The organism is Nitrosomonas marina, assembly GCF_900110145.1.
GTDB lineage: Bacteria > Pseudomonadota > Gammaproteobacteria > Burkholderiales > Nitrosomonadaceae > Nitrosomonas > Nitrosomonas marina.
Map to the genome: position 1 here is coordinate 1 of NZ_FOCP01000010.1, position 23,602 is coordinate 23,602.

The window sequence follows — 23,602 nt, forward strand, 5'->3', positions numbered from 1 at the left end:
GGCCCTGATGTAAACGGCGATGACTCAGCCAGACGACCGTACCATCCCATAACAGTACCTTGATACGATTCCTGGCGCGATTACAAAAAACAAACGCAGAACCCGCACAGGGTGAATGGCCTAACGTCTGCTGTACAATCATCGATAAACCATCAATGCCCCGGCGCATATCCACCGGCTCAACGACCATCCAGATTTGTCCAACATGAGCAATCAGTCCAGACATTTCAACAATTCGCCCAGCCATTGCGGCGATACATTCGCCGGTACTTCGAGTGTATGACCGCCTGAACAACGCAGCCTCAAGTAATCTGTAACCGGCACAGCTGGTGTAATCGTCACCGGTACCATTGATCCCGGTTGACTACGCAATTGCGTTCTCCGGTAAGTACGCAGCCAGTTTCCAAAAGTCTTGCTGTTCAGGCCATGCTTGCGACAATAAGACGTCTGCGACAACCCGCTCGACTGCCACGCCCTGATATGACGTAACTGTTGTTCCTGTGTTGTCATCGCTCATCCTCCTTTGAAAATGCCCGAGGATAAACAGCATCTGATTCTAATTTATAGATGGCGGGGTCGGACGGTTACAATTGACGGATCTATTTGATCAGTGATTTTCTGAATATTCCATTGTGTTTATTCGGAGGTCACAAAGGATGATTATTATGGATTCAAAAGCCCAGCTCACTGTAGATGTGATTGCTAAAGTCTCACAAGGAAAAGTGAGTATTATTAACGCTGTCAAGCTGTTGAATGACGTGGTTTAATAAACCCGGAAAACCTGGTTAAGAGATAATAATCTTAACAGGAGGTTGAAGATGGCAATAAGAAAGCAGTATTCGAAGGAATCATTGATTAATAGATATTGGGTCAGAATTCAGGAGCAGGTGTTTCCCAAAATATATTATCGCTAATCCCATGTAATATCCGCTCCCATTCCTCAAATATGCGGCAAATTGATGCCACTTAGCATCTTATCCATTGCACATGCACGCAAGGCAAACATGGCGAGCGCAAGAAGTGTATTTGTTGTGCAAAGCTGGCCATCAATGTTTTAGGATATATTATATCAACACAAATTCTGGTAAAAATATTTTACCGGGATTTGTGTTGATAATTCATCGCAAATCCGTGTACTCCTGGGGCAGCTCGGTCAGAAAGTGCTGACTCATTTCTGCAGGTTGTGTCTCACAGTAATCATGTTGGCCGAACCAATTATAGCGATTCTGTCCGATTTTATTGTAGATATAATCGCGCAGGATTCGTGGAACTATAATAGTCAATGAAAATAACGGCCAAGGCATTTGCAGTTTCTTACTGATTTGGATAAAAGCGGTGCTTTTGATACAGGGGCGACCATTGTCAATGAACACGAAACTGTCACGGTAATTCGGCGGAAAACCGAAGTGGGCTAATAATGCCTTGCCAAGTGCCGATTGTAACGGGATAAAACGAAATACTTCATTCCGGTCACGTTTGATGATAAATCGTACGGTGTGATCACATAGATTACAGATACCATCAAACAATACCAGCGGGTGTTCGAATAATTGGGCGTTATTGGGGATTTTTACTGTCATATGAATGATTTGCCGGTATTTCTAATAAATCGGCATTACCATACGCCAGGGAATCTGATAAATAATCAGCAGTAGTATACACATCAGATACAAGCGGCCGTAGTTTTTCCAGTATGTCTGACTGACGGCATACCCCAGCACACTGAGTGTCCACCCGAAGCCATAGACAGGTGCAGGCACATAAGTGGTCACAATAAACAATAAAAGCGACCAATGCCCCAGCTTATCCATTAACGGCGTGCGGAACATGAAAAAAACTGCAATGACCAGTTCGATAATAACGACCCACCAACCAATTAACCACGCCAGGTTTTTCAGCAATGGCGGAGAATAGACTTCGATGGAACTCAAATCCTGGTCAAGGTAGGCCTGTTTCAGATTAAAAGCGGCCACGTGGTTACTGGCCAGTTGTTTCATGTCAAGGCCAAAAAAACCGAGGAATACATCAAAGCGTTCATCGGCGATGAAAGTATATTCAAAAAATGAACCGTCAAGGTAAGGGTCGCTGGAATAGAGCTTCCAAAAAACAGACATACCCATCAGCAATATAATCAGTAAACGTGCATTGCCCGATATGATCCTCAACTGGTTGGCTGGCGAGGCGGCGAATGCGCAAAACAGCATGATCGTGACATAACTCAAAAGAAATTTGTGGTTATCAACCGGATGCCAGTGATACAGTATGGAAAAACCGCTGATGCAGGCAAACGCAAACCAATAGCGGGGATCACGTAATAATTCACGGTAAAGTAATGCGGTTATGGCCAGAAACATGGTGGCAATCTTGGCGAACCAGGTGTTATAACCGTAAAACAGCAAGATGAATAAAACCAGCAACGGTATGATGTCCAAAGGTTGCATCGTGGTTAAACGATGCAGAAAAGCTTTTAAACTGATGGCCTCAGGATGGGTTGTTTGGGTAGGCATATTCGGTAAATTTGTATGTTTTAATAGTGTTGGTTTTACTGTTAAATCGGGTCTTCCATAACTCTAATACAACACCTTCGATGTTGACCGGCTCATCTGTATCTTCAATATGTGCTTTGTGAATGAAGACCAGAACCGGGCGATAATTATCTTGCTTATGTGGATCTGAAGTAAATGTTCCCGAATGAATCCAGTTAGCCTGATAAATCTGCCGCGCAAGATTTTCCAGGTTTTCCTCGGTAGGTTCAGCGCGCGCGACGGTGGCCGGTACGCCGAATGCATCTTTGAGTTGTACCGGAATGGTTTCAAGACCGACATTCAAATAAACCTTGAAGAAACGTGAATCAATCGTATCTACGGATGAAAACATTCCAAAACCGCCACCTTGCCAGGTGGACAAATCAAAGCTGTGCACACGATAAAACTGGTTGACGGCAACCAGAATAGCAATGAGTGGTGTCACCCATAGCAACACCTTATCAATTTTTTTCATAGTGCTGATAAACTAAAATTGGGAATAACCAGTTATTTGTAAAGAGGCAACTAAATACTGCATAAGAACTGTCCGGAGTGACCCATGTTTTTTGGGATGAGCCGCCAAAGAGGAAAGTAGCTAAACGGAAATGTTTTAAGTAAGATATTGGCTTATGAATTAACTGACGATTATTATTTGCGAATAATCAGGCAGCGTGTTATTCGAGAAACTGAATCGTTGATAGTGCAATCCAGATTGATTCCGTGATTTTAAAAGACTGTATCGATTATACCAATTTATATGGCAATTGTTTTGACGAAGTGGATAAACCTTTATCGGTCGAAAGGATGCGAACGGCAATACTTTCTGACTCAGAATCTCGCACAAAAGTCTCAGAACATATTTTAACTGGACCATTGCACAGTTTGATTGATCGTTTCACAATCAAAAAACTTATAACTACCGGCGATACAATCGTTGCGCATCCTTGAACATGGCTTCAAGGGAACGTTTGTGCAAATAAGGCATATGTCCACCATGGTAGACTCTGAGTTTTACATTATCAACCAGTTGTGTATCCAGCGCCATCTGATTAATTATTATTGCAGACGCGAAAAAAGGCGTTACCAGATCAAATACGCCATGCATAATCAATACCTGCATATCGGGATTCATACTCATTGCCAGCTTTAAATCCGAAACCGCTTCTGCAAAACCCTGCTGACCATGAATTCCAGAACGCCAGTTCCAGGATCTGGATACCTGCTTGTTCAGCAGCAGGTAGGGTACAGCAACCTTAAAATTTAAATTTTCACGAATATAGTGATTCATTGCAGATATCAGCGGTACATTGAGCTGATCCAGATAAAAATCCCGTCCGACATCAGACTGTACGTCCGGTCTTGGATCGAGCAGCGTAATTGATGCATCATACAAACTCAGCAACCGGCGTCTGTCAGCAAGTAATGCTTTAACAAAACGCCCGGATCGCACACGTCCGTGGTTTCGCAACAAGATATCCCGATCCAAACCCGCAAAATTGCCAGCCTGCTCAATCCAGGCCGGCCTGTTGACCCCACCTGCCAGACCGGCCAGATATTCAGTCATTGCAAAACGCTCTACATCTGCAAGAGAAGCGCGCGGATTGTCAGCCTGATAGTCGACCAGTTGTCCGTTTTGCTGATGGATGGCGGCAGCAGCAGCATAGCTTGGCAGCAGAGACACCCATGGCCAGAGACTGCGATCATTGCCCAGCAGAAAACCGAAATCCATTACTGGCGAAATCAGTATCACTCCGCTTGGCGCAATGCCGAATCCGGATTGCAGTTGCCTGGACAGGCGCGCAACCCTGAAACCACCATAACTCTCACCTACCAGATAAACAGGAGATAACCAGCGACTTTCCTCTGTCAGGTAGGTGCGTATAAACCGCGACAGTATATCTGAGTCTTCTTCAACTCCCCAGACTCGCTGACGTGAATGCGATTGGCCGGAAGAACCTGATTCTGTAGAACGTTTAGCAGAATTACGCCCATTGCTGCCAGCCTGTTTAGCCCTTCGGCTGTATCCTGTTCCAATAGGATCGACGAAAACAAGGTCTGTAAATGTCAGCCAGCTTTCCGGATTATCCGCTATGCGTGCTGGAGGGGGCGCAATCACACCGCCCTTGTCGAAAACAACGCGCTTGGGGCCCAGCGCACCTAGATGCAGATAAGCGGAAGCGGCACCCGGACCACCATTAAATACAAATGTTAATGGCCGTTCTTTTCCGTTCAGTTTTTCCTGCTTGTACGCCACATAAAAAATTTTTCCAGCTGGCCGGGACTGACGGTCATAAATTGTGAGTGAAGTTGCAGTGGCTGAATAAACAATTTCTGATGTTTCTGTTTTCAGGATATGCGAGGTCACTGAACGGATTGAATCATCAAATGCACGCGCTTTATCCTTGGATTCCGCCTGCGCCGAATCGTTTACAGTCGCATGCACTGTGACTGTTGCCAGAACAAAACAACCCCAGGCAATAGCTTTTTTCCCCATACACCACAACCGGTTAAGATACAACTCAGGCCCTTTTCTTTTCACATTGTCGCTTTTGTATGTCATGGCATCTTTCCGCGGTCATTTCCAAATGAAATGATAAATAAAGCCAATTGTATGAATTCCTACTTTAAAGCTTTCTATTACCCGCATTAAAACACGAATAAAACTTGTTTTGTCTGTGTTTTTGTTATATGAATGATCCGGTGTTGTGATTTCAGTCTTCAACAGATCACAGCTGACAGTCACTTTGGTTAGTCAATGATTATTTATATTACAATGAATTAAACACTTTTTGCGGAGAACATATGAAAGTTGAGGTTACAGTTGAATTAGATGTCAACCTGTCGAAGGCCAGTATTGCGGATGTAAAGAAAATACTGGATGAAATGATCAATGCCAAAAAAATCGACGCACTGGAATCGGTCCACATAAAAGACATCAAATTAGGCAAATGACCCGCCATAGTGCCAGAGCCAGCGATAATACCGGCTACAATGTTCTTTACAAATTCATGCAACCTGTTATAGGTTAATATAAAACGTAAGGATTGCTTGCTATGTAGCCAGAACATTAACAATCGTGGGCAATAGGAAACATATACCTGTTTTCAAACGATATTTAATCAGCTTTAACATGCAACTTTTGCTCATAAAGGAGAAAGCCCAATGAGTAATAAATTCGAACTAATGCTGATACTGATGACTCTCTGTACTACCACCGGCTGTGCTGTGCTGGTAGGTGCCGGCGCAGCCGGAGGCGCATACGAATATCAAAACAAGCGACAACTGGATGAACTGGAGAGGGAATTCAGCGACGGCATAATCAGCCGCGAGGAATACCTGAAACGCAAGAAACAAATCAATGAAGGATCAGTCATTTACTGAATCAATTTGCTGAGAAACCTTTTTTTGTTAATCATCTGAGGAGAAGCTGTGATGAAAATATTTCGCAATAATCAGAACGCAAATGACAACGGATCAAAACAATTTTCAGGCATGACAAGCTATATTCCGACAATCATGGTATGTCTCGTGCTAGCGGCCTGTGGTAGCACGCCTGTCAGCGAGAGCCGTTATGCCAGCGTGCAAAAACAAATTAAAGAAGCCGAAGATCTTCATGCTGGGAAAGTAGCAGGAGCAGAACTTTATGAAGCGCAAAAAAAGTTTGAAGATGCACGAAAAGCGGACAATGATGGTAAACGCAAAAAAGCACTTCGATTACTCAAAGAATCTGAGTTGCACGCTGAGTTAGCAGAAACAAAAGTATTTCGTTCACGTGCACAAGAAATGCTTGATGAAATTTACACGGGATTAAGAACGTTGGAAAAAGAAATGAATGAATAGCCATTGCGTCCCAGGTAATGCATTTTCAATGAAATGGTCTTGAAAAGCCAAAGACAGCGGGAGGATATTATGAATTTCAAGTTCGGTTTATTAACTTTACCCTTATCTGTATTTTTGATCTCATGCGCCAGCAATCCGCCAAGCCAATCTTTGATTGATGCTGAAAACAGATATAAATCAGCATTGATGATTGAAGGCATTCAGAATTCCGATGCGCAGCGTATGGGGAATGCAAAGGAGGCACTTGAAAAGGCAAGAAAACTACAGGATGAAAACGAATCACATACCTTAATTGACCATTATGCATTCGTTTCAATCAAAAATACTGAAATTGCCGAAGAACGGCATCGCTTGAAACAAATTGAACAGGAAACCGAACAGGCGAAAGAAAAACGCCAGCAACTCATGCTCGAGAATAAAACAAGCGAACTCAAAGACGCCAAAATCGAAGCACTGAAACTTGCTTCCCAGCTTCAAGCCCTAAAAGCAGAGCAAACTGAGCGCGGCATTATCATGACACTGGAAAACATCCTTTTTGAATTCAACAGTGCTGAACTTCAACCCGGTGGCGAAATGACTGTCACACGTATCGCCGATTACCTCAACAATTACCCGAATCGATTTGTGTTGATTGAAGGTTTTACTGACAGCGTTGGCAGCAATGAATACAATCAGAAACTGTCAAGGCAGCGTGCCGAATCGGTACAGCGTTCATTGGTAAGGCACGGTGTTAGCCCTCGCCGTATCAGCGTTGCCGGTCTCGGTGAAGCCTATCCTGTCGCGCCTAACACGACAGAATCCGGCAGACAACAAAACAGAAGAGTCGAAATCATTATAGCCAATGAAGACGGCAAACCGATTTTAAAACGCTGAACAATCGGCAACCGGAAAATCTCCAACGCCGCCAACAATCATTGACAGGCGGCACCAGAGATGCAGCAAAATCTTCTTGGCCGAATATCAAAAGACTGTCTGTGTTTCTGCTTGATACGTAAAAACATCAAATATGCCACACGAGTGCTTGGGTGTTTTGGTCGCAGTGTTTTTGGGGTTAAATCCGGCATTAGCCGCCGGTGATCGACCAGACACAATGGAAACTGCAGAGATCGCAGAAAGAGCCGAAAACAAGGCAGAAATTCTGGAACAGAAAGCTGCAACGGATGATCAGGCATCATCCCCTGCAACGCACAGAACTATTGCGAAACATGAAGCACAGGCAGTCGACCCGGATGGTGAAGAACCGCTGGATGACGCGATTACATGCCTTTCACGCACCATTTATTGGGAAGCCAGGGGGCAGCAGGCAACAGAAATGGAAGCGATAGCAAGCGTTGTTATGAATAGACTGAATCAAGGTGATTTTCCCGACACAATCTGCAAAGTTGTCAAGCAAGGTAACGAACAGGGATTGTGTCAGTTTTCATGGTGGTGCGATGGACGTCCCGATGAAGCCGACGAAGAAACCTATACAATTGCGAAGGAGATAGCTCGCAAAGCATTGAATCAGCAGTTAACAGATCATACGCACGGTGCAACATTTTTCCATCATCGGGATATTAAGCCAGAGTGGTCTATGGAATTTATCAAAACCTCCGAAATCGGAGAACATGTTTTTTACAAATCTGACAATACAAAATAGCCGATAAGGCAGTTGTTTGCTCACCAAAAAAGCATGGTAAAAGCCGTACCGCTTTGCGTTGTATTAATTGTAGAACAATTCATTTCGCCCTGCGCAAGCCGGGCTTTCACTGGTTTTTCCGTCGTGCCACTGTCACACCAGCAAGTTCCTGCACCAAAATCAGCACCCGGCTTAATTGTTTTATTTCCTTGACTTCGAGGGTTAGCTGAATGTTTGTCATTCCACGGCTGGTCTGGGTATTCATAGCGGTTGCGTTTACACTCTCTCGCGATAGAATTTCAGAAATATCGCGCAATAGCCATTGTCTATCATGCGCTCTGACTTCTACATCTACTGAAAAGGCCCTGTCATTGACAGCCCCCCAAACCGCATCAACCTTGCGGTCTGAATTTTTTTGCAATAACTGTGGCATATTCAGGCAATTCTGGCGATGTATGGAAATACCGCGTCCGTGTCGGGTTACAAATCCAACAATGGGATCGGGCGGGACGGGTTTACAGCATTTTGCCAATAACGTTAGCAACCCGCCGACACCATTGATGTAAATATCATTGCTTGCATGCTGCGACACCGAATGTTTCGTTGTTTTTTTTTCTACCCACGAATCTGATTGCGTCGTGGCGGTCAAATTTCGATCAGTCAGAGCCGCTTCAAGTAGGCGCTGACTGATTTCTCCCCTGGCGACAGCCACGAAAAAATCGTTCTGACGTGAAAAATCGAACTGAGCAGCAAGCTTGTCCAGGCTCATTGCTGTTGCACCGTAACGCTGCAGCAGTTTTTCCACCATTGAGCGCCCCTGCGCCAGAGTTGTTTTGAACGACTGATGATTGAACCATTGCCTGACTTTGTTTCGCGCACGCGTGCTTTTGAGATAACCCAGCGCATCATTCAACCAGTCGCGGCTGGGTCCACCCGATTTGGCTGGGAGAATTTCCACTTTCTGCGCGTTTTTCAACTGATAATTCAATGCCACCATGGTTCCATCGACTTTCGCACCACGGCACCGGTGTCCCAGATCGGTATGCACATGATAAGCAAAGTCCAGTGGTGTTGCACCCTTTGGCAAAGCGATTACATTACCCTGCGGAGTCAGTACATAAACTGAATCCTCGAATAACGCGGTCTTAAAATGTTCGGCCAATTCATCACCGCCTGAAACATCGTCTTTCCATTCAAGAATCTGCCTCAACCAGGCGATTTTTTCTTCATAGCGCGCGTCACGGGTTGATCCTTCCTTGTAACGCCAGTGTGCGGCAACACCCAGTTCTGAATAGCGGTGCATTTCGTGCGTACGGATCTGAATTTCCACCACTTTGCTCTCCAGGCCGGTGACAGCGGTATGCAGTGAACGGTATCCATTGCTCTTGGGTCTGGCAATGTAATCATCAAATTCTTTCGGAATGGGTGTCCACAGGCTGTGCACGATGCCCAATGCCGCATAGCAATCTGAAACATCCTCTACCAGAACACGCACCGCGCGTGCGTCGTAAATCTGGTTAAAATCCAGATTTTTGCGTTTCATTTTTTTATGAATACTGTAAATATGCTTGGGGCGACCGTTCACTACGGCACGGATACCGGCCTGCAACAACGCATTTTTCAGTTCCGCGACAAGTGACGAAATATACTGTTCTCGGCTGACGCGCGTTTCTTCAAGCAAACGGGCAATTTTTTTATATTGCGCCGGGTCGAGTATACGAAACGATAAATCCTCCAGTTCCCATTTGATTTGCCATAGACCAAGCCGGTTGGCCAGAGGTGCAAAAATATCCATTGTTTTCAGTGCAATATCCATACGGCCGGAAATGTCGGTTGAAACAACATAGCGCATGGTTTGTGCGCGGCTGGCTAACATAATAATGACTACACGGATATCTTCTGCCATCGCCAGCAACATTTTACGTAGCGCTTCGACCTGCGAAATCTGTTTGGCTGCATCACCCTTGACACCCAAAGTCTTGATATGGCCGATACGCCCCATTCGCGCAACACCTTCCACCAGGTGCCCGACCGTTGGATTAAAACCGTCTTTCAGTTGAATGACGCATTCATCCAGATAATCCGGCAGCGCATGCAATATCCCTGCGATCAAAGTATCCGTATCGACTTTCAACGCGACCAATATCGATGCCGTTCCTAACATATGCGGCATTACCGGTTCACCCGATGAAAGGCATTGCCCGTCATAGTATTGCGAAACAAAATCCAGTGCAGTCTTTATCATCGCCTGTTCATCGGATGAGAACTGTGCCGCAATCGATTCAAACCAGGAAGTGGTTTCAATCTCACTGACAGTGGAGATATGTGTTGAAGTAATCATTTCTATCGAATCGCGTGGTTAACGTGTTTATTAGTATCAGCAGACAGTATTGACATGTCAGATGTTCACTGATTTTGATCGTCTATATGTGCAGCCATCAAAAGGATAATGATCACTGCGAATGACAATGGTGTCGACAGTGTTGAAAACCAATTGGAAATTAATAATTCAAAATACACAAGTATTCCGAGACCATGTCGATTTTATAAGGCCACCTGATTTTAAAACTTTGTTTTTAACCCGGTCAGTGTCATAAGTAGCTGTAAACTTTCAGAACCAAGGCACCAGGCACTGTGCAGAACATTCCAATGGATCCAGTCACAAGCACCTACACCGAAACAATTGGTCCAGAAGAAACCTCGGCAACAGTCAAGGATGCAGCAGTCAGCGTAACTCTGAAATCCATATCGGCGTGTTCAATTTGTATCTCCGGTCCATTATAGCCAACTTGCCAGCCGACTTGTCACATGACTGAAAACACAAAGATCCCTTCCTGACATAGGGTAATTGTCTGACCAACGGTGCTGCAAAACGGATTTTGCTTGAACAATGCGCGGTCATTCCTTATCATCGGCAGCAAAATGAACGCATCTCCTCTAGACAATATCCGTATCGTGCTCAGCCATACAAGCCATGCTGGCAATATCGGCGCGGCGGCACGCGCAATGAAAACTATGGGTCTGCGCTCGCTGTATCTGGTTAACCCTGTGTCTTTTCCTGATAAAGAGGCCGACATCCGTGCGGTCAGCGCCCGCGATTTACTCGGTCAGGCCAGAGTCTGCAGCACTATCGACAAAGCGTTGGAAGATACAGTATTTGCGGCAGCATTAACGTCACGGTCACGCGAACTCGAGCATGAAACCTACGATGCGCGCGTCGGTGCGGAAATTTTGTTGGAAAATGCCAGGTACCATCCGGTAGCGCTCGTATTCGGGGCGGAAACATCGGGACTGACAGCTGTCGAAGTCAGTAAGTGTCCTGTGAAGATTGTTATCCCCACCAATCCGGATTACCCTTCACTCAATCTGGCCAGTGCAGTGCAAGTCATGGCGTATGAACTGCGCATGGCGCTGATGCAGGCCAAACCCGCCAAACCGAAGCAGACGGAACCGGTCACACTGAACGAAATCGAGTTATTCTACCATCACCTCGAACAGGTCATGATCCGAGTTGATTTTCTGAATCCGCAACAACCCAAGAAACTAATGCAACGCCTTCGCCGGTTGTACGCGCGATCCCGGCTGGAAAGAGAGGAACTCAATATACTGCGCGGGATTCTAAAAGCTGTTGAAAAGCACTTATCCAGCAAACCGTAACATCGCTGCAATTGTGATTCCGTGCCTGTATCTACTGTTGCGAGTAACCGGTCACAAATCTCGGATTAGGGTGCCGACACCCTGATCTGTCAGAATCTCGAGCAGGAGTGCGTGTTCTACGCGGCCGTCGATAATATGACATGATTTGACGCCTTTTTTGACCGCATCCAAAGCGGAACCAATTTTCGGCAGCATGCCGCCGGAAATGGTACCGTCGGCAAACAATTCGTCGACACGCTGTGCAGACAGCCCTGTCAGCAGTTGACCGTTTTTATCAAGGACGCCTGGCGTGTTAGTCAACAATATCAGTTTCTCGGCGCGCAGAATCTCAGCCAGCTTACCCGCCACGAGATCGGCATTGATGTTATACGATTCGCCGTTCTCGCCGACACCGATCGGAGCAATCACCGGAATAAAATCCTGACTGTCGAGCAAGGTAATCAGTGAAGGATCAACGGACTCAATTTCACCGACTTGGCCAATGCTGATCCACTCTCCAATTTTATCGCGGTCTTTTACGAGCATCTTTTTGGCACGAATAAAAGCACCGTCCTTCCCTGTCAAACCAACTGCTTTACCGCCATGGCGATTAATCAGATTGACGATATCCTTATTGACCGACCCACCCAGCACCATTTCCACCACATCCATGGTTTCCGCATCGGTAACCCGCATGCCCTGAATAAATTCTCCCTGCTTGCCCACGCGCTTGAGCATAAGATCGATTTGCGGACCGCCGCCGTGAATGATCACTGGATTCATGCCAACCAATTTCAGCAGCACGACATCGCGCGCAAAACCCTGCTTGAGGTTTTCTTCAACCATTGCATTGCCGCCGTATTTGATGACAATGGTTTTGCCGTGAAAACGCTGGATATACGGCAGTGCCTCTGCCAGTATTTTGGCCTTGTCTCTGGCGCTGGATTGTGAAATTGACATGCTTGACCTACCGATACATTGAATTAAAGTTAGCGATACACACACATTATTCGCGTTGTCCAGTCATTGGAAACACTTAGCGATCAATCTGCAGGAAGCGTTTTTCTCGAATAAGCGATCCCAGATCAAGTGCATACCACTGCCTGTCTTCCCTGTCCCGGTAAATATGCGTGACACCATTTCGCAGCTCTCCATCGCCAGCATGTTCCAGCTGGAATTCTGACAAATTACGAATGCCCAGCAGATTAGGCACCACAAATCCACAATTGATTTTTTGACTGGTTGCAATCAGTAAAATACGCGATTTCAAACCTAATGGCTCCGATTCACCGCTCAGATACGTACCCAGATCGGTGACGCCGTAAAGATTCCCGTGTGCATTGATTAAACCAAGGAACCAAAGCTGTGTATACGGCACAGAAACAACTTCAGGCACCTGAATCACCTCACCAATCTCTCTCATATGCACAAGATAGCGCGCCTCGCCGATTAACAAACCAAGCACCATTGCAGACAATTCGGCCGCATCAGTATTCGTCACATTTTTTCCACCGTGTTGATTATCTTTTACTGTCATTCAATCACCTAGCTCAGCCTGGATATTTTCTGCAACAGTTCCGATGCCACAACCGGTTTGGCGATATAATCTCTGGCACCCTGACGCAATCCCCAGATTTTATCGATTTCCTGTCCCTTTGTGCTGCAAATGATGACTGGAATATGTTGCAGCATCTGGTCTTTTATAAACATCCGTGTTGCTTGAAAACCGTTGATTCCGGGCATTACCACATCCATCAGCACAAGATCGGGATGCTCTGCTTTAGCTTTGACAATCGCCTGCTCGCCATCTTCCGCCATAATCACCTGATAACCTTGCCTGGTTAAAATGCCGGAGAGCAGATGTCGCTCCGTGGGAGAATCGTCGACGATCAGTATCTTGTTAATTGTCATGATGTTGATTTAAAAACACGATCACTCATCAGCAGTCTAAACCCGGAATCACATATAGCGCAATATACTTCTTGGGTTTTTCCATTTGATCTGGCGATAAGCTTTGCAAACTGGATAAAGCATTAGCAGAGCCAAAACCGTCATCAGATAGGTCGTTTCAAGACCACCACGATCAAAAACTAACCTGAGCAGCGCCAGAATAGCAAAATGTGCCAGGTAAAAAAACAGCGCTGTCTGTCCGAACACCTGAACAATACCGTTCTGGCGTGTGCCAAAAATGGGTTCGAACCATATTAAAATAGCCAGTATGATAGCCATCAGCCCCAGTTCCAGCAAGGTATAGGACAGGCTGGGCGGGTATTTGCTGACATGCAACCATTGTACGATGGAACCGCCTTCAAGCCACATAAACATGTTGCCATAACCGTCTAGTCCCCGGATTGCAAAAAATATCACTAAAGCACCCAGACCATATACCAGCAGCAAGCGTTTGACGGGTAATTGATCCAGCGGCTTCGACACCAGCCATACACCAAATGCCCAACCCAGCATCATCATGGCAAGCCAGGGTACGACGGGGTATAGAACAGAGTAGGCATCGGTAAAATCTGGCGCAAAAGTCAGTGCCAGCCAAAGCGGGACATCGCCGCCAGGTTCCCAAAGCATTCCCAGCAGCCATTCGCTGCCAGCCAGAATAACCATCGCCACAAATCCAACAATCCAGGCACGTATCCGGCTAATCCACACCATTAAAATCATGCTGATACCGATTGCATACAAAACCTGCAGCACAGGCTTTCCTGAAGCCAGCGACAAAACGAAAATATCGAGTAGCGCTATGAAAGCGCCGCGTATCAATAATTCACGGTCAATTTTAGCCTGCGACATTCTTTGCTGCAGGCGCTGCGCATGGCTGACAGCTACGGAAGTCCCTGTCAGAAAGACAAAAGTGGGCGCACAGATATGTGTAATCCAGCGAACCAGAAACTGATCGGTTGTCAAACTGTCCCCGCTTTCATACAGCAATACCGAATCAGTAAACAGCCGACCTTCGTTAAAAAAACTCGACGCATGATCCAACGCCATCAATATCATAACAAGACCGCGCATCCAGTCAATCGCAACGATCCGGTTCTGACTTTTATCCAATGATTTGATCATGACTTGCGTGTTTCAGACAATGTCTGAGATTATTTCAATTAAAGCAATGCCAGATTATTGCGATGAATCAGTTCAGCTTCATCCACATACCCCAGTATGGTTTCGATATGTGTACTGGCTTTGCCCATAATTTTCCGTGTTTCCACCGCATTATAATTAATCAATCCACGGGCCACTTCTCTGCCTTCAGGAGTTAGACATGCAACCGCTTCACCACGCTCAAAGTCGCCGGCAATATCTGTCACGCCGATTGGCAACAAGCTCTTTCCATCAATCACCAGTGCATTGACCGCACCGTGATCCAGTGTGACGGTACCACGTACCTGTAAATAATCGGCGAGCCACTGTTTTCTTGCCGCCAGTACCGGGATTGTCGCTTTCAGGCGGGTACCGATAGCCTCGCCATGTGCCATGCGTACCAGCACATCTTGTTCGTGTCCAGATGCAATAATTGTATGTGCCCCACTGCGCGCTGCACGCTTGGCCGCCATGACTTTGGTCAACATACCACCGCTGCCTATGCTGCTGCCTACACCACCGGCCATTTTCAAAAGTGCGGGATCGGTCACGCTTACTTCAGACAGCATTCTCGCATCATGATTTCTACGCGGATCACTGGTATACAAGCCAGCCTGGTCGGTCAGTATTACCAGGGTATCAGCCTCAATCAGATTAGTTACCAACGCTGCCAGTGTATCGTTATCGCCAAAACGGATTTCATCGGTGACTATTGTATCGTTTTCATTGATAACAGGAATAATATCCAGTTTCAGCAATGTCGTCAGTGTAGAGCGTGCATTCAGATAACGTTCACGATTTGACAGGTCGCCGTGCGTAAGCAAAATTTGCGCCGTCTTCAGTTCGTATTGATCAAAACAGGCTGCATACGCCTCAGCAAGCCCCATCTGACCGACGGCAGCCGCTGCCTGCAGCTCATATAATGCTGTTGGTCGCGCGTTCCAGCCTAAACGCTGCATGCCTTCGGCTATCGCGCCCGAAGAGACCAGCACGATTTCCTTACCCATATGTTTAAGCCGCGCAATCTGCTTAGCCCACCCCCTTAAAGCGGCTTGATCAAGTCCCTTTCCCTGGTTGGTTACCAGACTGCTGCCAACTTTGGTTACGATACGCCGTGCTGTATTCAACATGATCAGAATGTGTACGAATCCACCATGGCTGCCCGCTAGTCACTAACCGATGACTGTTGCTGTTCAAGATAATCCATGAGAGCGTAAGTCATTTGCCGGCATCCCTCTCCGGTCAGCGCTGACAACATAAAATATCGGCCTGTCCAGTTCAACTTTTGAACAAACGCCTTGCAGGCAGGATGACGCTGTTTTTCTGGCAACATATCGATTTTGTTCAGAATCAGCCAGCGCGGCTTGGCAAGCAATGCAGCATCATATTTATGTAATTCTTCGATCAGCGCATGTGCCTCATGTACACTATTCACAGTTTCATCCAATGGCGCCATATCGACTACGTGTAGCAACAGGCGGGTTCGTGACAAATGCCTCAGAAAACGATGCCCCAGACCTGCGCCCTCCGCTGCACCCTCAATCAAACCGGGTATATCAGCCATGACAAAGCTGCGGTTATGATCAATCCGTACTACGCCGAGATTGGGCTTCAGGGTGGTAAAGGGATAATCCGCCACCTTGGGACGCGCTGCCGACACGGCGCGAATCAATGTCGATTTGCCAGCATTCGGCATGCCCAGCAACCCCACATCAGCCAGAACTTTGAGTTCTAACTTTAATTCACATTCCTGTCCGGCTTCACCATATGTAAACTGGCGTGGCGTCCGGTTGGTGCTGGACTTAAAGTGCAGATTTCCCAGACCGCCCGCGCCGCCCTTGGCCAGCAGCACCTTTTGTTGATGCTGGGTAAGATCAGCAACCACTTCGTTAGTATGGATATTCTTAACAACTGTGCCTACAGGCATACGCAACACGATATCATCCGCACCTTTTCCGTAACAGTCTGAACCGCGTCCGTTCTGTCCGTTTTTTGCGCGATACACACGTGCAAATCGGTAATCAATCAAAGTATTGATATTGCGATCCGCCATGGCATAAACACTGCCGCCACTACCGCCATCTCCACCGTCGGGCCCACCCTTGGGAATAAATTTTTCCCGGCGGAAACTGGCTACGCCGTCCCCGCCCTTGCCGGCATGCACTTGTATCGTGGCTTCGTCTATAAATTTCATAAAACTGTTACTGCACCATCTAAAAGGCGGCCTGAAAAGTTACAAATAAAAAAAGCCCTATCACAAAGACAGGGCTTTAACAAAAATAATAATTCTAGTTTTTATTGACTTATACTGGAATGATGTCAACAACCTTGCGCTTCATTGCACCTCTGACACCAAAACTGACTTTTCCGTTTACTTTAGCGAATAAGGTATGATCCTTGCCCAAACCCACATTTACACCCGGATGAAATTTCGTGCCACGTTGTCTGACAATAATGGAACCGGCAGAGATCAATTCGCCACCAAATCGTTTTACACCCAGTCGTTTCGATTCAGAATCGCGCCCGTTTCTTGAACTGCCGCCCGCTTTCTTATGTGCCATTGTAAATTACTCCTGAATGAACTTTATCCTGTGATACCAGTAATCTGTATCTCCGTATAATTCTGCCGATGCCCTTGATGTTTTTGATAATGTTTGCGGCGACGCATTTTAAAAATACGAATTTTGTCATGCCTGCCCTGCCCCAGTACTGTTGCGTTCACTTTTGCTCCTTCTACCAGAGGCTTTCCCATTGAAACATTATCGCCATCGGCGATCATTAGTACCTGATCTATGACAAGCTCGCTACCTTCCTCAGCATCAAGCCGTTCAACTTTCAGTTTCTCTCCGACTTTGATACGATACTGCTTGCCACCGGTTTTTATAACCGCATACATAATATTAACTCCACGCGTCACTATATACAGAACACGAGATTATACCTAATTCACCCGCTTTTGTGGAGTAAATTTATATTGATTACACCTTTGAACTTGACACACAAGTATCTCATTTCTAACATAGCGTTTTCTTCAAGGTAACAACGTGTCAATAGAACATATCAGGAGCTTTATTGCCCAGGACATGGGCAAGGTGGATAATGTCATTCGGCAAAAACTACACTCTCATGTCGCACTCATACGTCAGGTCAGCGAATATATTATCAACAGTGGCGGCAAACGTCTGCGTCCAGCTTTAGTTATTTTATCCGCCGGTTCTTTTGGCTATACCGGAAATTTTCACTACAACCTGGCTGCGGTTGTCGAATTCATTCATACCGCAACATTATTGCACGATGATGTTGTCGACGAATCTGAAATGCGCCGTAACAAGGAAACCGCCAATGCGCTGTTTGGCAATGCTGCCAGCGTACTGGTAGGCGACTTTCTTTATTCACGTTCTTTTCAAATGATGGTCGAGGTCAACAATATGCATGTAATGCAGGTATTGGCTGATGCAACCAACACAATCGCCGAAGGCGAGGTTTTGCAGTTGTTGAATTGCCGCGATCCGAATGTAAATGAGGAAAACTATCTGCAGGTCATCCGTTTCAAGACAGCAAAACTGTTTGAAGCGGCCAGTCGGCTGGGTGCGATTCTGGGCAATGCCACACCGGAACAGGAAGAAGCCATGGCTGTTTATGGAATGCACTTGGGAACCGCATTTCAACTCATTGACGACGTGCTGGATTATTCAGGGGATAATCAGGATACGGGAAAAAACCTGGGCGATGATTTGTCTGAAGGAAAACCAACACTGCCGCTCATTTACGCAATGCGAGCTGGTACTCCAGAACAGGCGAGTCTGATTCGCGCAGCAATTGAGGCCGGCGGGACTGACGGTTTCGAGCACGTACTGGATGTAATCCGGCAAACTGCCGCGCTGGATTATGCCCGAAAGCGCGCATTGTCTGAAATCGAAACGGCCATCGAGGCCATTACCGGATTACCTGAATCTGACTATAAGGAATGCCTCATGCAGCTGGCCAGTTTTGCCGTTTCGCGAAATCACTGAGGCCAATGATTCACTGATTTCTATCTTTATAAAAACAGCTGATTCCTACCCATCGTGGTAAGAAAGTCAGCTGTGCTTGACGGTCTGTAAATCAGTAGCTGTCGCGTTTAATGGTAATGTCGTATCGTTGTCTGATTCCATCCAGATACGCCGACATCTCTTCCTGGGTTTTCATTTGCTGCAACTGGCTGCCAAAGTCTGTTCTTTTCTCTTTATCGATTGTTTCAGGCTCAATCACTTGACTGATACGTATCAGACTGTATCCACCCTGCATATTCTCAACGCCTGTATAAACCGGCAAATTATCGATATTCGCTTTAAATATTGCTCGCAACATCTCTTGGCTCAAACCGTCCGGCTGCATGTAAGACACCTGCTTTGGCTCACCCCAGTCTACGGTATCCTCCGCTCCAGTCTGTAAGTCTGCCAGCAATTCTCGACCTTCCTTAACAGCTTTTTCTTCCGCGAGCTGCCGTTTGAGTCGTTCAACAATCTCATCCCGAACAACCGATAAAGACTGCGCAGTTGCCTGACGATGCTCCAGTACACGCGCCGACACGAGCGTATCGGGCATTACTTCGATCGCCTCGGTATTGCGTTTATCTACTATAGCTTCATCAGAAAAAATGGCATTCATCATCGATTGATCCGCTAGCACTGACGGTTCATCTGAATTCCTATTAATCCAGTCGGACTCCTGTATGGTCAATTCAAACTTTTCAGCTGCAGGCAAAAGGCTGTCGCTTTGCTCGTAGACAGTATTACTAAATTCCTCTGCAGCTTCACCAAAAATGTTGCTGGCCATCTGCAATTTCAACCTTTCTTCAATCTGTTCTCTCACATCAGCCAATTCAGCTGTTTTTGCCTCCTTGATTTCAGTCAACAGAATAATGTGGAAACCAAAATCGGTCTCGACAAGACCACGCACCTCATTCGGCTGCATCTGAAAAATTTCATCTTCAAACTCTTTTACCATAACACCACGCCCGAAAAAACCAAGATCACCACCTAGACTGGACGATCCGGGATCATCGGAATGCTCTTCCGCGAGCTTGGCAAACTGCTCTGGATCCTGCAGCACCAGCTCAAGAATATCTTCTGCCTTTTCACGCGCCTCTCGCTTTTCTTCCTCCTCTGCGGTTGCTGCAACGGCAATCAGAATGTGACTGGCACGCCGCTCCTCCGGCTGACCGAATTCCTCACGATGCTCTTCATAGTACGCTTGAACCGCCTCGTCACTTACAGGCTCATTTTCTGCCAGCGACTCAAGCGATAAAACCAGATATTCAACGCGGACACGTTCGGGCAGAAAAAATTCTGATTGATGCGTATCATAGTAGGCATTTATTTCTTCTTCCGCCGGTTCAATCCGGGATATATAATCTTCCGGTTTAATCTGTGCCTGACTGACTACACGCTCAACTTCGCTCAAATAGGTAACCCGGTTAGTGACTGTATCCGAAACAAAGCCATATTCGCTATAGCCATCGAGCAGTTGTCTTAACAGCAATTCCTGTCGCACACGCGACTCAAATGTCACCGGACTCAAACCTTCATTTCGCAAAAAGCTTTCATATTGTTTTTTTGAAAACTTGTTGTCCATATGAAACTCGGGAATCTGGCCGATTTCACTCATCAATTGAGAATCAAGTACTGTAAAACCGTTACTGACGGCCTCACGGAACAACAGGCGCTGCTGAATCAAACGTTCAAGAACAGAATCCCTGACCTCGTAACTGTCCAGCATCGCGCTGTCAAAATTTCCACCAAACATGGCGCGCAATCTGGCCTGATGATCCCGCAGCGCCTGTTCAAATTCTCGGCGCTGTATTTCCTCTCCGTCAACAATCGCAACATAGCCTTCCTGACCGTCGCTGCGGTATGATTGAACACCCCAGAACATGAATGGCAATACAGCCAACAAAAGCACTATCTGAACAATTCGCTTTTTACGATTAACAAAATCAAACACAGCTATGAAAATCCGTTAGTTACGTGACAAAAAAAGGAAGCCAGCTAAAAAAATCATTATCCCAAGCAAAAATTGCAAAAGAGATGCGTTCTTTTATTATTGACATCGTCTATTGCTAAGCGACAAAACTAAAACGCCTCATTCAAACCGACGGTTAAATGAGGCGAGAATAACATTCTTTATGACAGACAGATATTGGCGGAGTGGACGGGACTCGAACCCGCGACCCCCGGCGTGACAGGCCGGTATTCTAACCAACTGAACTACCACTCCTACTAATACTACAGATACAGATATAAACACTAACACTATTTAACTGGTGGGTGCTGACGGGATCGAACCGCCGACATTCGCCTTGTAAGGGCGACGCTCTACCAGCTGAGCTAAGCACCCCGTCTGTAAAGGCCGCTAGTTTACTGCATCTTTAAGTGCTTTACCAGCACTAAATTTAGGAACCTTTGCAGCTTTGATTTTAATGGCTGCTCCAGTACGAGGGTTACGCCCGGTACGGGCGGCGCGTTTGCCCACCTTAAAAGTCCCAAATCCGACTAAAGTAACGGTGTCATTCTTTTTTAGTGCAGATGTTATTGCAGATAACGCACCATCCAATGCACTACCAGCCGTAGCTTTTGGAATATCAGCAGATTTTGCTATTGCTTCTATGAGTTCGGATTTGTTCATATAATTCCCCTATTAGGTTTGTTGGTCATTAATTCACAAGCAACTACTGCACAAACGCACTTATATCAAGCCATCTGCGCAAGGTCAAGAGATTACATCACACTTCAAAAAAATAAATTACCAGTTCTAAAGGCATTGTACCCAAAACGAACATCCTGTTTACTCGGTGTTTTCGAGTAAACAGATAGATAATTTTTTATCCGCAATATGCAATATGCAATTTCTGATATTTAATAGACATCATCAATAAATCTCAGCCTTGGGCTCACGATTCAACAACATGTCCACAGCAGCTCTAGCCGGCATACCCTCATGCAAAATATTGCAAACGGCTTCTGTAATTGGCATATCAACGTTGAACTTACGGCCTAATTGCAATACGGCACTTGCCGTATGCACCCCCTCCGCAACATGACCCAACTCACTTAAAATTTCTGAAAGAGACTTTCCCGCGGCCAGGAGCAGGCCAACACGACGGTTTCGCGACAAATCTCCCGTACAAGTCAGCAGCAAATCGCCTACACCTGCAAGTCCCATGAAAGTTTCCATTTTCCCACCCAACGCAAGCCCCAGACGTGTAATCTCCATCAACCCGCGTGTAATGAGTGCCGCACGCGCATTATGACCATACCCCATACCATCGGATATACCGACAGCTATGGTAATGACATTCTTGATAGCGCCACCTGTTTCCACACCGATTACATCCTGGCTGGTATAAATACGCAAGTTTTTGCTATGCAGCTGATTGGCCATTTCACGGGAAAATTTTTCATCCTCAGAAGCCAGCGTCAGAGCAGTCGGCAGCCCTTTCGCAACCTCTACGGCAAAACTTGGTCCCGAAATCACACCGCATGGCAGGTGGTCCGGCAATATATCTGCAACGATCTGATGAGGTAACTTGGCAGTTCCCGATTCGAATCCTTTGCAACCCCAGATAACAGGTGTTTTTTTGCATGTTTTCACCAAATCGTGAAGCGTCTCACCAAAGCCGGACACGGGAACAACAATTAAAATAAGTTCAGTATTCTCAAGCGCTTCGGCCAGTGATGCTGTCAGGTACAAATTATCCGGCAAGGGGAAATCCGGGAAGAAACTTAAATTGATACGTCTGGACAGCAATTCAGACAGATGATTCGAATCTTTCGTCCAGAGTGTTACCTGGTGACGTACTGACAAATTGATAGCTAGTGCTGTACCCCATGCACCTGCACCCAAAATAGCAAGTTTCATGATCCCCAGACCTGATCAGCTCTGACAAAGCCACTTTGCCCATCCTGATGACGCACTCTTACCCAGCCCGGTGTATTCGAATCCAGCCACTCCAAAACCACATTTTCCTGTGCCTGATAAACCATCTCCGCTCCTTCCTCGGCCTTGTGGTATATGTTTGCGACAGGCACCGTCACGATAACAAACCGCTGTTTACTCAATGCCTTTTTCTCAACCCAGGCCAAACTGCCGCTGCTGTCTCGCACTTTTACCCAGCCCTCGACATTCACTATTGCCTCTATCGGCAAGTTTGCGCCAGCAATATATAATTTGCCTGACTTCACAGACGGCGCATCATACATAACAGTCGCATTTTCTGCGATTGAATAAAAGTCCATGTCTGCTTTCACCAGAGCTGGTGCCAGGCATAACAGGCTCACCAAAAAAATATTTACGCATCCCGCGTAAATACCCGAGCGTAAAATATATGGAATGTGTCGTAGACGACACATTTTTGTCAGCCGGAACATCATTATTGCTTCGTTTCTGCAGACTCTGAGCCGGCACGCTGCTGGCTCTGATTATAAACCGCTTCAAAATTGACAGGATTGAGTATCACCGGTGGAAATCCTGCACGTGTCACAACATCAGAGACCGCTTCTCGAACGTAGGGAAACAAAATATTTGGACATCCGATACCCAGAACCGGCCCAATCTCATTTTCTGGCACATTGCTTATTCTGAAAATACCAGCTTGCTGCACTTCGACCAGAAACATAACCTGATCTTTCACTTTTGCTGTCACTGTAACCATCACCAGAACTTCGTAAAGCCCTTCTTTAACCACATTGTTTTGTGTATTGAGTTGCAGATTCACTTGTGGCGCCTCGCGCTCGAGAAAAATACCCGGTGCATTAGGGATTTCAAGCGACAGATCTTTTACATAAATTTTTTCGATATTGAATGCTGGTTGTTGTTGCTCGCTCATTTTATTATTTTAACCCTGAAATTTTAA

The 23,602-nt window shown here is 46.2% G+C and carries 27 protein-coding genes and 2 tRNA genes; 7 read left to right on the top strand and 22 right to left on the bottom strand.

Annotated elements, in window-relative coordinates:
- The 6 genes from tnpB to BMX44_RS08330 all read right to left on the bottom strand — a co-directional run.
- Positions 1–226, bottom strand: a 226-nt coding sequence (gene tnpB / locus BMX44_RS08305) for an IS66 family insertion sequence element accessory protein TnpB (protein ID WP_143056906.1), incomplete at its 3' end; no start/stop codon positions are given.
- A complete protein-coding gene (gene tnpA / locus BMX44_RS08310; protein WP_090631131.1) occupies positions 214–510 on the bottom strand; it encodes an IS66 family insertion sequence element accessory protein TnpA in 297 nt (98 codons plus the stop codon). The genes tnpB and tnpA, both read right to left, overlap by 13 nt.
- A gap of 608 nt (positions 511–1,118) precedes the next feature.
- On the bottom strand, positions 1,119–1,580 hold the full coding sequence (locus BMX44_RS08315; RefSeq protein ID WP_090631134.1) for a thiol-disulfide oxidoreductase DCC family protein: 462 nt from the start codon (positions 1,578–1,580) through the stop codon (positions 1,119–1,121).
- Positions 1,581–1,601: 21 nt separating this feature from the next.
- On the bottom strand, positions 1,602–2,507 hold the full coding sequence (locus BMX44_RS08320; protein WP_090631138.1) for a hypothetical protein: 906 nt from the start codon (positions 2,505–2,507) through the stop codon (positions 1,602–1,604).
- Positions 2,482–3,000 (bottom strand): hypothetical protein, encoded by a 519-nt coding sequence (locus BMX44_RS08325; protein WP_090631141.1) that lies wholly within the window; start codon positions 2,998–3,000, stop codon positions 2,482–2,484. The genes BMX44_RS08320 and BMX44_RS08325 overlap by 26 nt, the downstream gene beginning before the upstream one ends.
- Before the next feature lie 441 nt (positions 3,001–3,441).
- On the bottom strand, positions 3,442–5,085 hold the full coding sequence (locus BMX44_RS08330; RefSeq protein WP_090631144.1) for a S10 family peptidase: 1,644 nt from the start codon (positions 5,083–5,085) through the stop codon (positions 3,442–3,444).
- Between the two features lie 242 nt (positions 5,086–5,327).
- Between BMX44_RS08330 and BMX44_RS16805 the strand changes: the two genes are divergently transcribed.
- The 5 genes from BMX44_RS16805 to BMX44_RS08350 all read left to right on the top strand — a co-directional run bounded on the left by BMX44_RS16805 (position 5,328) and on the right by BMX44_RS08350 (position 8,004).
- The gene (locus BMX44_RS16805; RefSeq protein ID WP_177167712.1) at positions 5,328–5,477 is read left to right on the top strand and encodes a hypothetical protein; all 150 of its coding nucleotides are present in this window, start codon (positions 5,328–5,330) and stop codon (positions 5,475–5,477) included.
- Between the two features lie 210 nt (positions 5,478–5,687).
- Positions 5,688–5,906, top strand: coding sequence for a hypothetical protein (locus BMX44_RS08335; protein ID WP_090631147.1), 219 nt, complete (start codon positions 5,688–5,690; stop codon positions 5,904–5,906).
- A gap of 51 nt (positions 5,907–5,957) precedes the next feature.
- On the top strand, positions 5,958–6,365 hold the full coding sequence (locus tag BMX44_RS08340) for a DUF4398 domain-containing protein (RefSeq protein WP_090631150.1): 408 nt from the start codon (positions 5,958–5,960) through the stop codon (positions 6,363–6,365).
- 69 nt (positions 6,366–6,434) lie between these two features.
- Positions 6,435–7,238 carry an OmpA family protein gene (locus BMX44_RS08345; protein WP_177167713.1) on the top strand — a complete coding sequence of 268 codons (804 nt, stop codon included), beginning with the start codon at positions 6,435–6,437 and terminating at the stop codon, positions 7,236–7,238.
- A gap of 133 nt (positions 7,239–7,371) precedes the next feature.
- Positions 7,372–8,004, top strand: a complete 633-nt coding sequence (locus BMX44_RS08350; RefSeq protein WP_090631155.1) for a cell wall hydrolase — start codon at positions 7,372–7,374, stop codon at positions 8,002–8,004.
- A gap of 106 nt (positions 8,005–8,110) precedes the next feature.
- Here the strand turns inward: BMX44_RS08350 and BMX44_RS08355 are convergent, their stop codons facing one another.
- Positions 8,111–10,324 carry a RelA/SpoT family protein gene (locus tag BMX44_RS08355; protein WP_090631158.1) on the bottom strand — a complete coding sequence of 738 codons (2,214 nt, stop codon included), beginning with the start codon at positions 10,322–10,324 and terminating at the stop codon, positions 8,111–8,113.
- Positions 10,325–10,905: 581 nt separating this feature from the next.
- Here BMX44_RS08355 and BMX44_RS08360 point away from each other — a divergent pair.
- On the top strand, positions 10,906–11,640 hold the full coding sequence (locus BMX44_RS08360; protein ID WP_090631452.1) for an RNA methyltransferase: 735 nt from the start codon (positions 10,906–10,908) through the stop codon (positions 11,638–11,640).
- A 51-nt stretch (positions 11,641–11,691) separates the two neighbouring features.
- Here BMX44_RS08360 and argB read toward each other — a convergent pair whose 3' ends face one another.
- The 8 genes from argB to rplU form a co-directional block, all read right to left on the bottom strand.
- Complete coding sequence (gene argB / locus BMX44_RS08365; RefSeq protein ID WP_090631161.1) at positions 11,692–12,579, bottom strand: acetylglutamate kinase; 888 nt, start codon at positions 12,577–12,579, stop codon at positions 11,692–11,694.
- Between the two features lie 76 nt (positions 12,580–12,655).
- Entirely contained in the window at positions 12,656–13,156 is a 501-nt protein-coding gene (locus tag BMX44_RS08370; RefSeq protein ID WP_090631164.1) for a chemotaxis protein CheW, read from the bottom strand.
- Between the two features lie 8 nt (positions 13,157–13,164).
- Positions 13,165–13,530, bottom strand: a complete 366-nt coding sequence (locus BMX44_RS08375) for a response regulator (RefSeq protein WP_090631167.1) — start codon at positions 13,528–13,530, stop codon at positions 13,165–13,167.
- A 48-nt stretch (positions 13,531–13,578) separates the two neighbouring features.
- Entirely contained in the window at positions 13,579–14,691 is a 1,113-nt protein-coding gene (locus BMX44_RS08380; protein ID WP_090631171.1) for an acetyltransferase domain-containing protein, read from the bottom strand.
- 38 nt (positions 14,692–14,729) lie between these two features.
- A complete protein-coding gene (proB, locus tag BMX44_RS08385; protein WP_090631174.1) occupies positions 14,730–15,839 on the bottom strand; it encodes a glutamate 5-kinase in 1,110 nt (369 codons plus the stop codon).
- Positions 15,840–15,874: 35 nt separating this feature from the next.
- Positions 15,875–16,903 carry an Obg family GTPase CgtA gene (gene cgtA, locus BMX44_RS08390; protein WP_090631177.1) on the bottom strand — a complete coding sequence of 343 codons (1,029 nt, stop codon included), beginning with the start codon at positions 16,901–16,903 and terminating at the stop codon, positions 15,875–15,877.
- A gap of 109 nt (positions 16,904–17,012) precedes the next feature.
- Positions 17,013–17,270, bottom strand: a complete 258-nt coding sequence (gene rpmA, locus BMX44_RS08395; protein ID WP_090631180.1) for a 50S ribosomal protein L27 — start codon at positions 17,268–17,270, stop codon at positions 17,013–17,015.
- 23 nt (positions 17,271–17,293) lie between these two features.
- The gene (rplU, locus tag BMX44_RS08400) at positions 17,294–17,605 is read right to left on the bottom strand and encodes a 50S ribosomal protein L21 (RefSeq protein ID WP_090631182.1); all 312 of its coding nucleotides are present in this window, start codon (positions 17,603–17,605) and stop codon (positions 17,294–17,296) included.
- Positions 17,606–17,753: 148 nt separating this feature from the next.
- Between rplU and ispB the strand changes: the two genes are divergently transcribed.
- The gene (gene ispB, locus BMX44_RS08405; protein ID WP_090631185.1) at positions 17,754–18,722 is read left to right on the top strand and encodes an octaprenyl diphosphate synthase; all 969 of its coding nucleotides are present in this window, start codon (positions 17,754–17,756) and stop codon (positions 18,720–18,722) included.
- Positions 18,723–18,813: 91 nt separating this feature from the next.
- On the opposite strand, the gene BMX44_RS08410 is transcribed toward ispB, so the two are convergent.
- The 7 genes from BMX44_RS08410 to secB form a co-directional block, all read right to left on the bottom strand.
- The gene (locus tag BMX44_RS08410) at positions 18,814–20,694 is read right to left on the bottom strand and encodes a SurA N-terminal domain-containing protein (protein WP_090631188.1); all 1,881 of its coding nucleotides are present in this window, start codon (positions 20,692–20,694) and stop codon (positions 18,814–18,816) included.
- 196 nt (positions 20,695–20,890) lie between these two features.
- Positions 20,891–20,967 (bottom strand) — tRNA-Asp (locus BMX44_RS08415).
- 44 nt (positions 20,968–21,011) lie between these two features.
- Positions 21,012–21,087 (bottom strand) — tRNA-Val (locus tag BMX44_RS08420).
- A gap of 15 nt (positions 21,088–21,102) precedes the next feature.
- Positions 21,103–21,375: an HU family DNA-binding protein gene (locus tag BMX44_RS08425; protein WP_090631190.1), complete on the bottom strand. Its 273-nt coding sequence runs from the start codon at positions 21,373–21,375 to the stop codon at positions 21,103–21,105.
- A gap of 243 nt (positions 21,376–21,618) precedes the next feature.
- Positions 21,619–22,608 (bottom strand): NAD(P)H-dependent glycerol-3-phosphate dehydrogenase, encoded by a 990-nt coding sequence (locus BMX44_RS08430; protein ID WP_090631193.1) that lies wholly within the window; start codon positions 22,606–22,608, stop codon positions 21,619–21,621.
- Positions 22,605–22,985: an SH3 domain-containing protein gene (locus BMX44_RS08435; protein ID WP_245738877.1), complete on the bottom strand. Its 381-nt coding sequence runs from the start codon at positions 22,983–22,985 to the stop codon at positions 22,605–22,607. Before BMX44_RS08435 ends, BMX44_RS08430 begins: the two co-directional genes overlap by 4 nt.
- Before the next feature lie 134 nt (positions 22,986–23,119).
- Complete coding sequence (gene secB, locus BMX44_RS08440) at positions 23,120–23,575, bottom strand: protein-export chaperone SecB (protein WP_090631195.1); 456 nt, start codon at positions 23,573–23,575, stop codon at positions 23,120–23,122.
- Positions 23,576–23,602 lie beyond the last annotated feature (27 nt).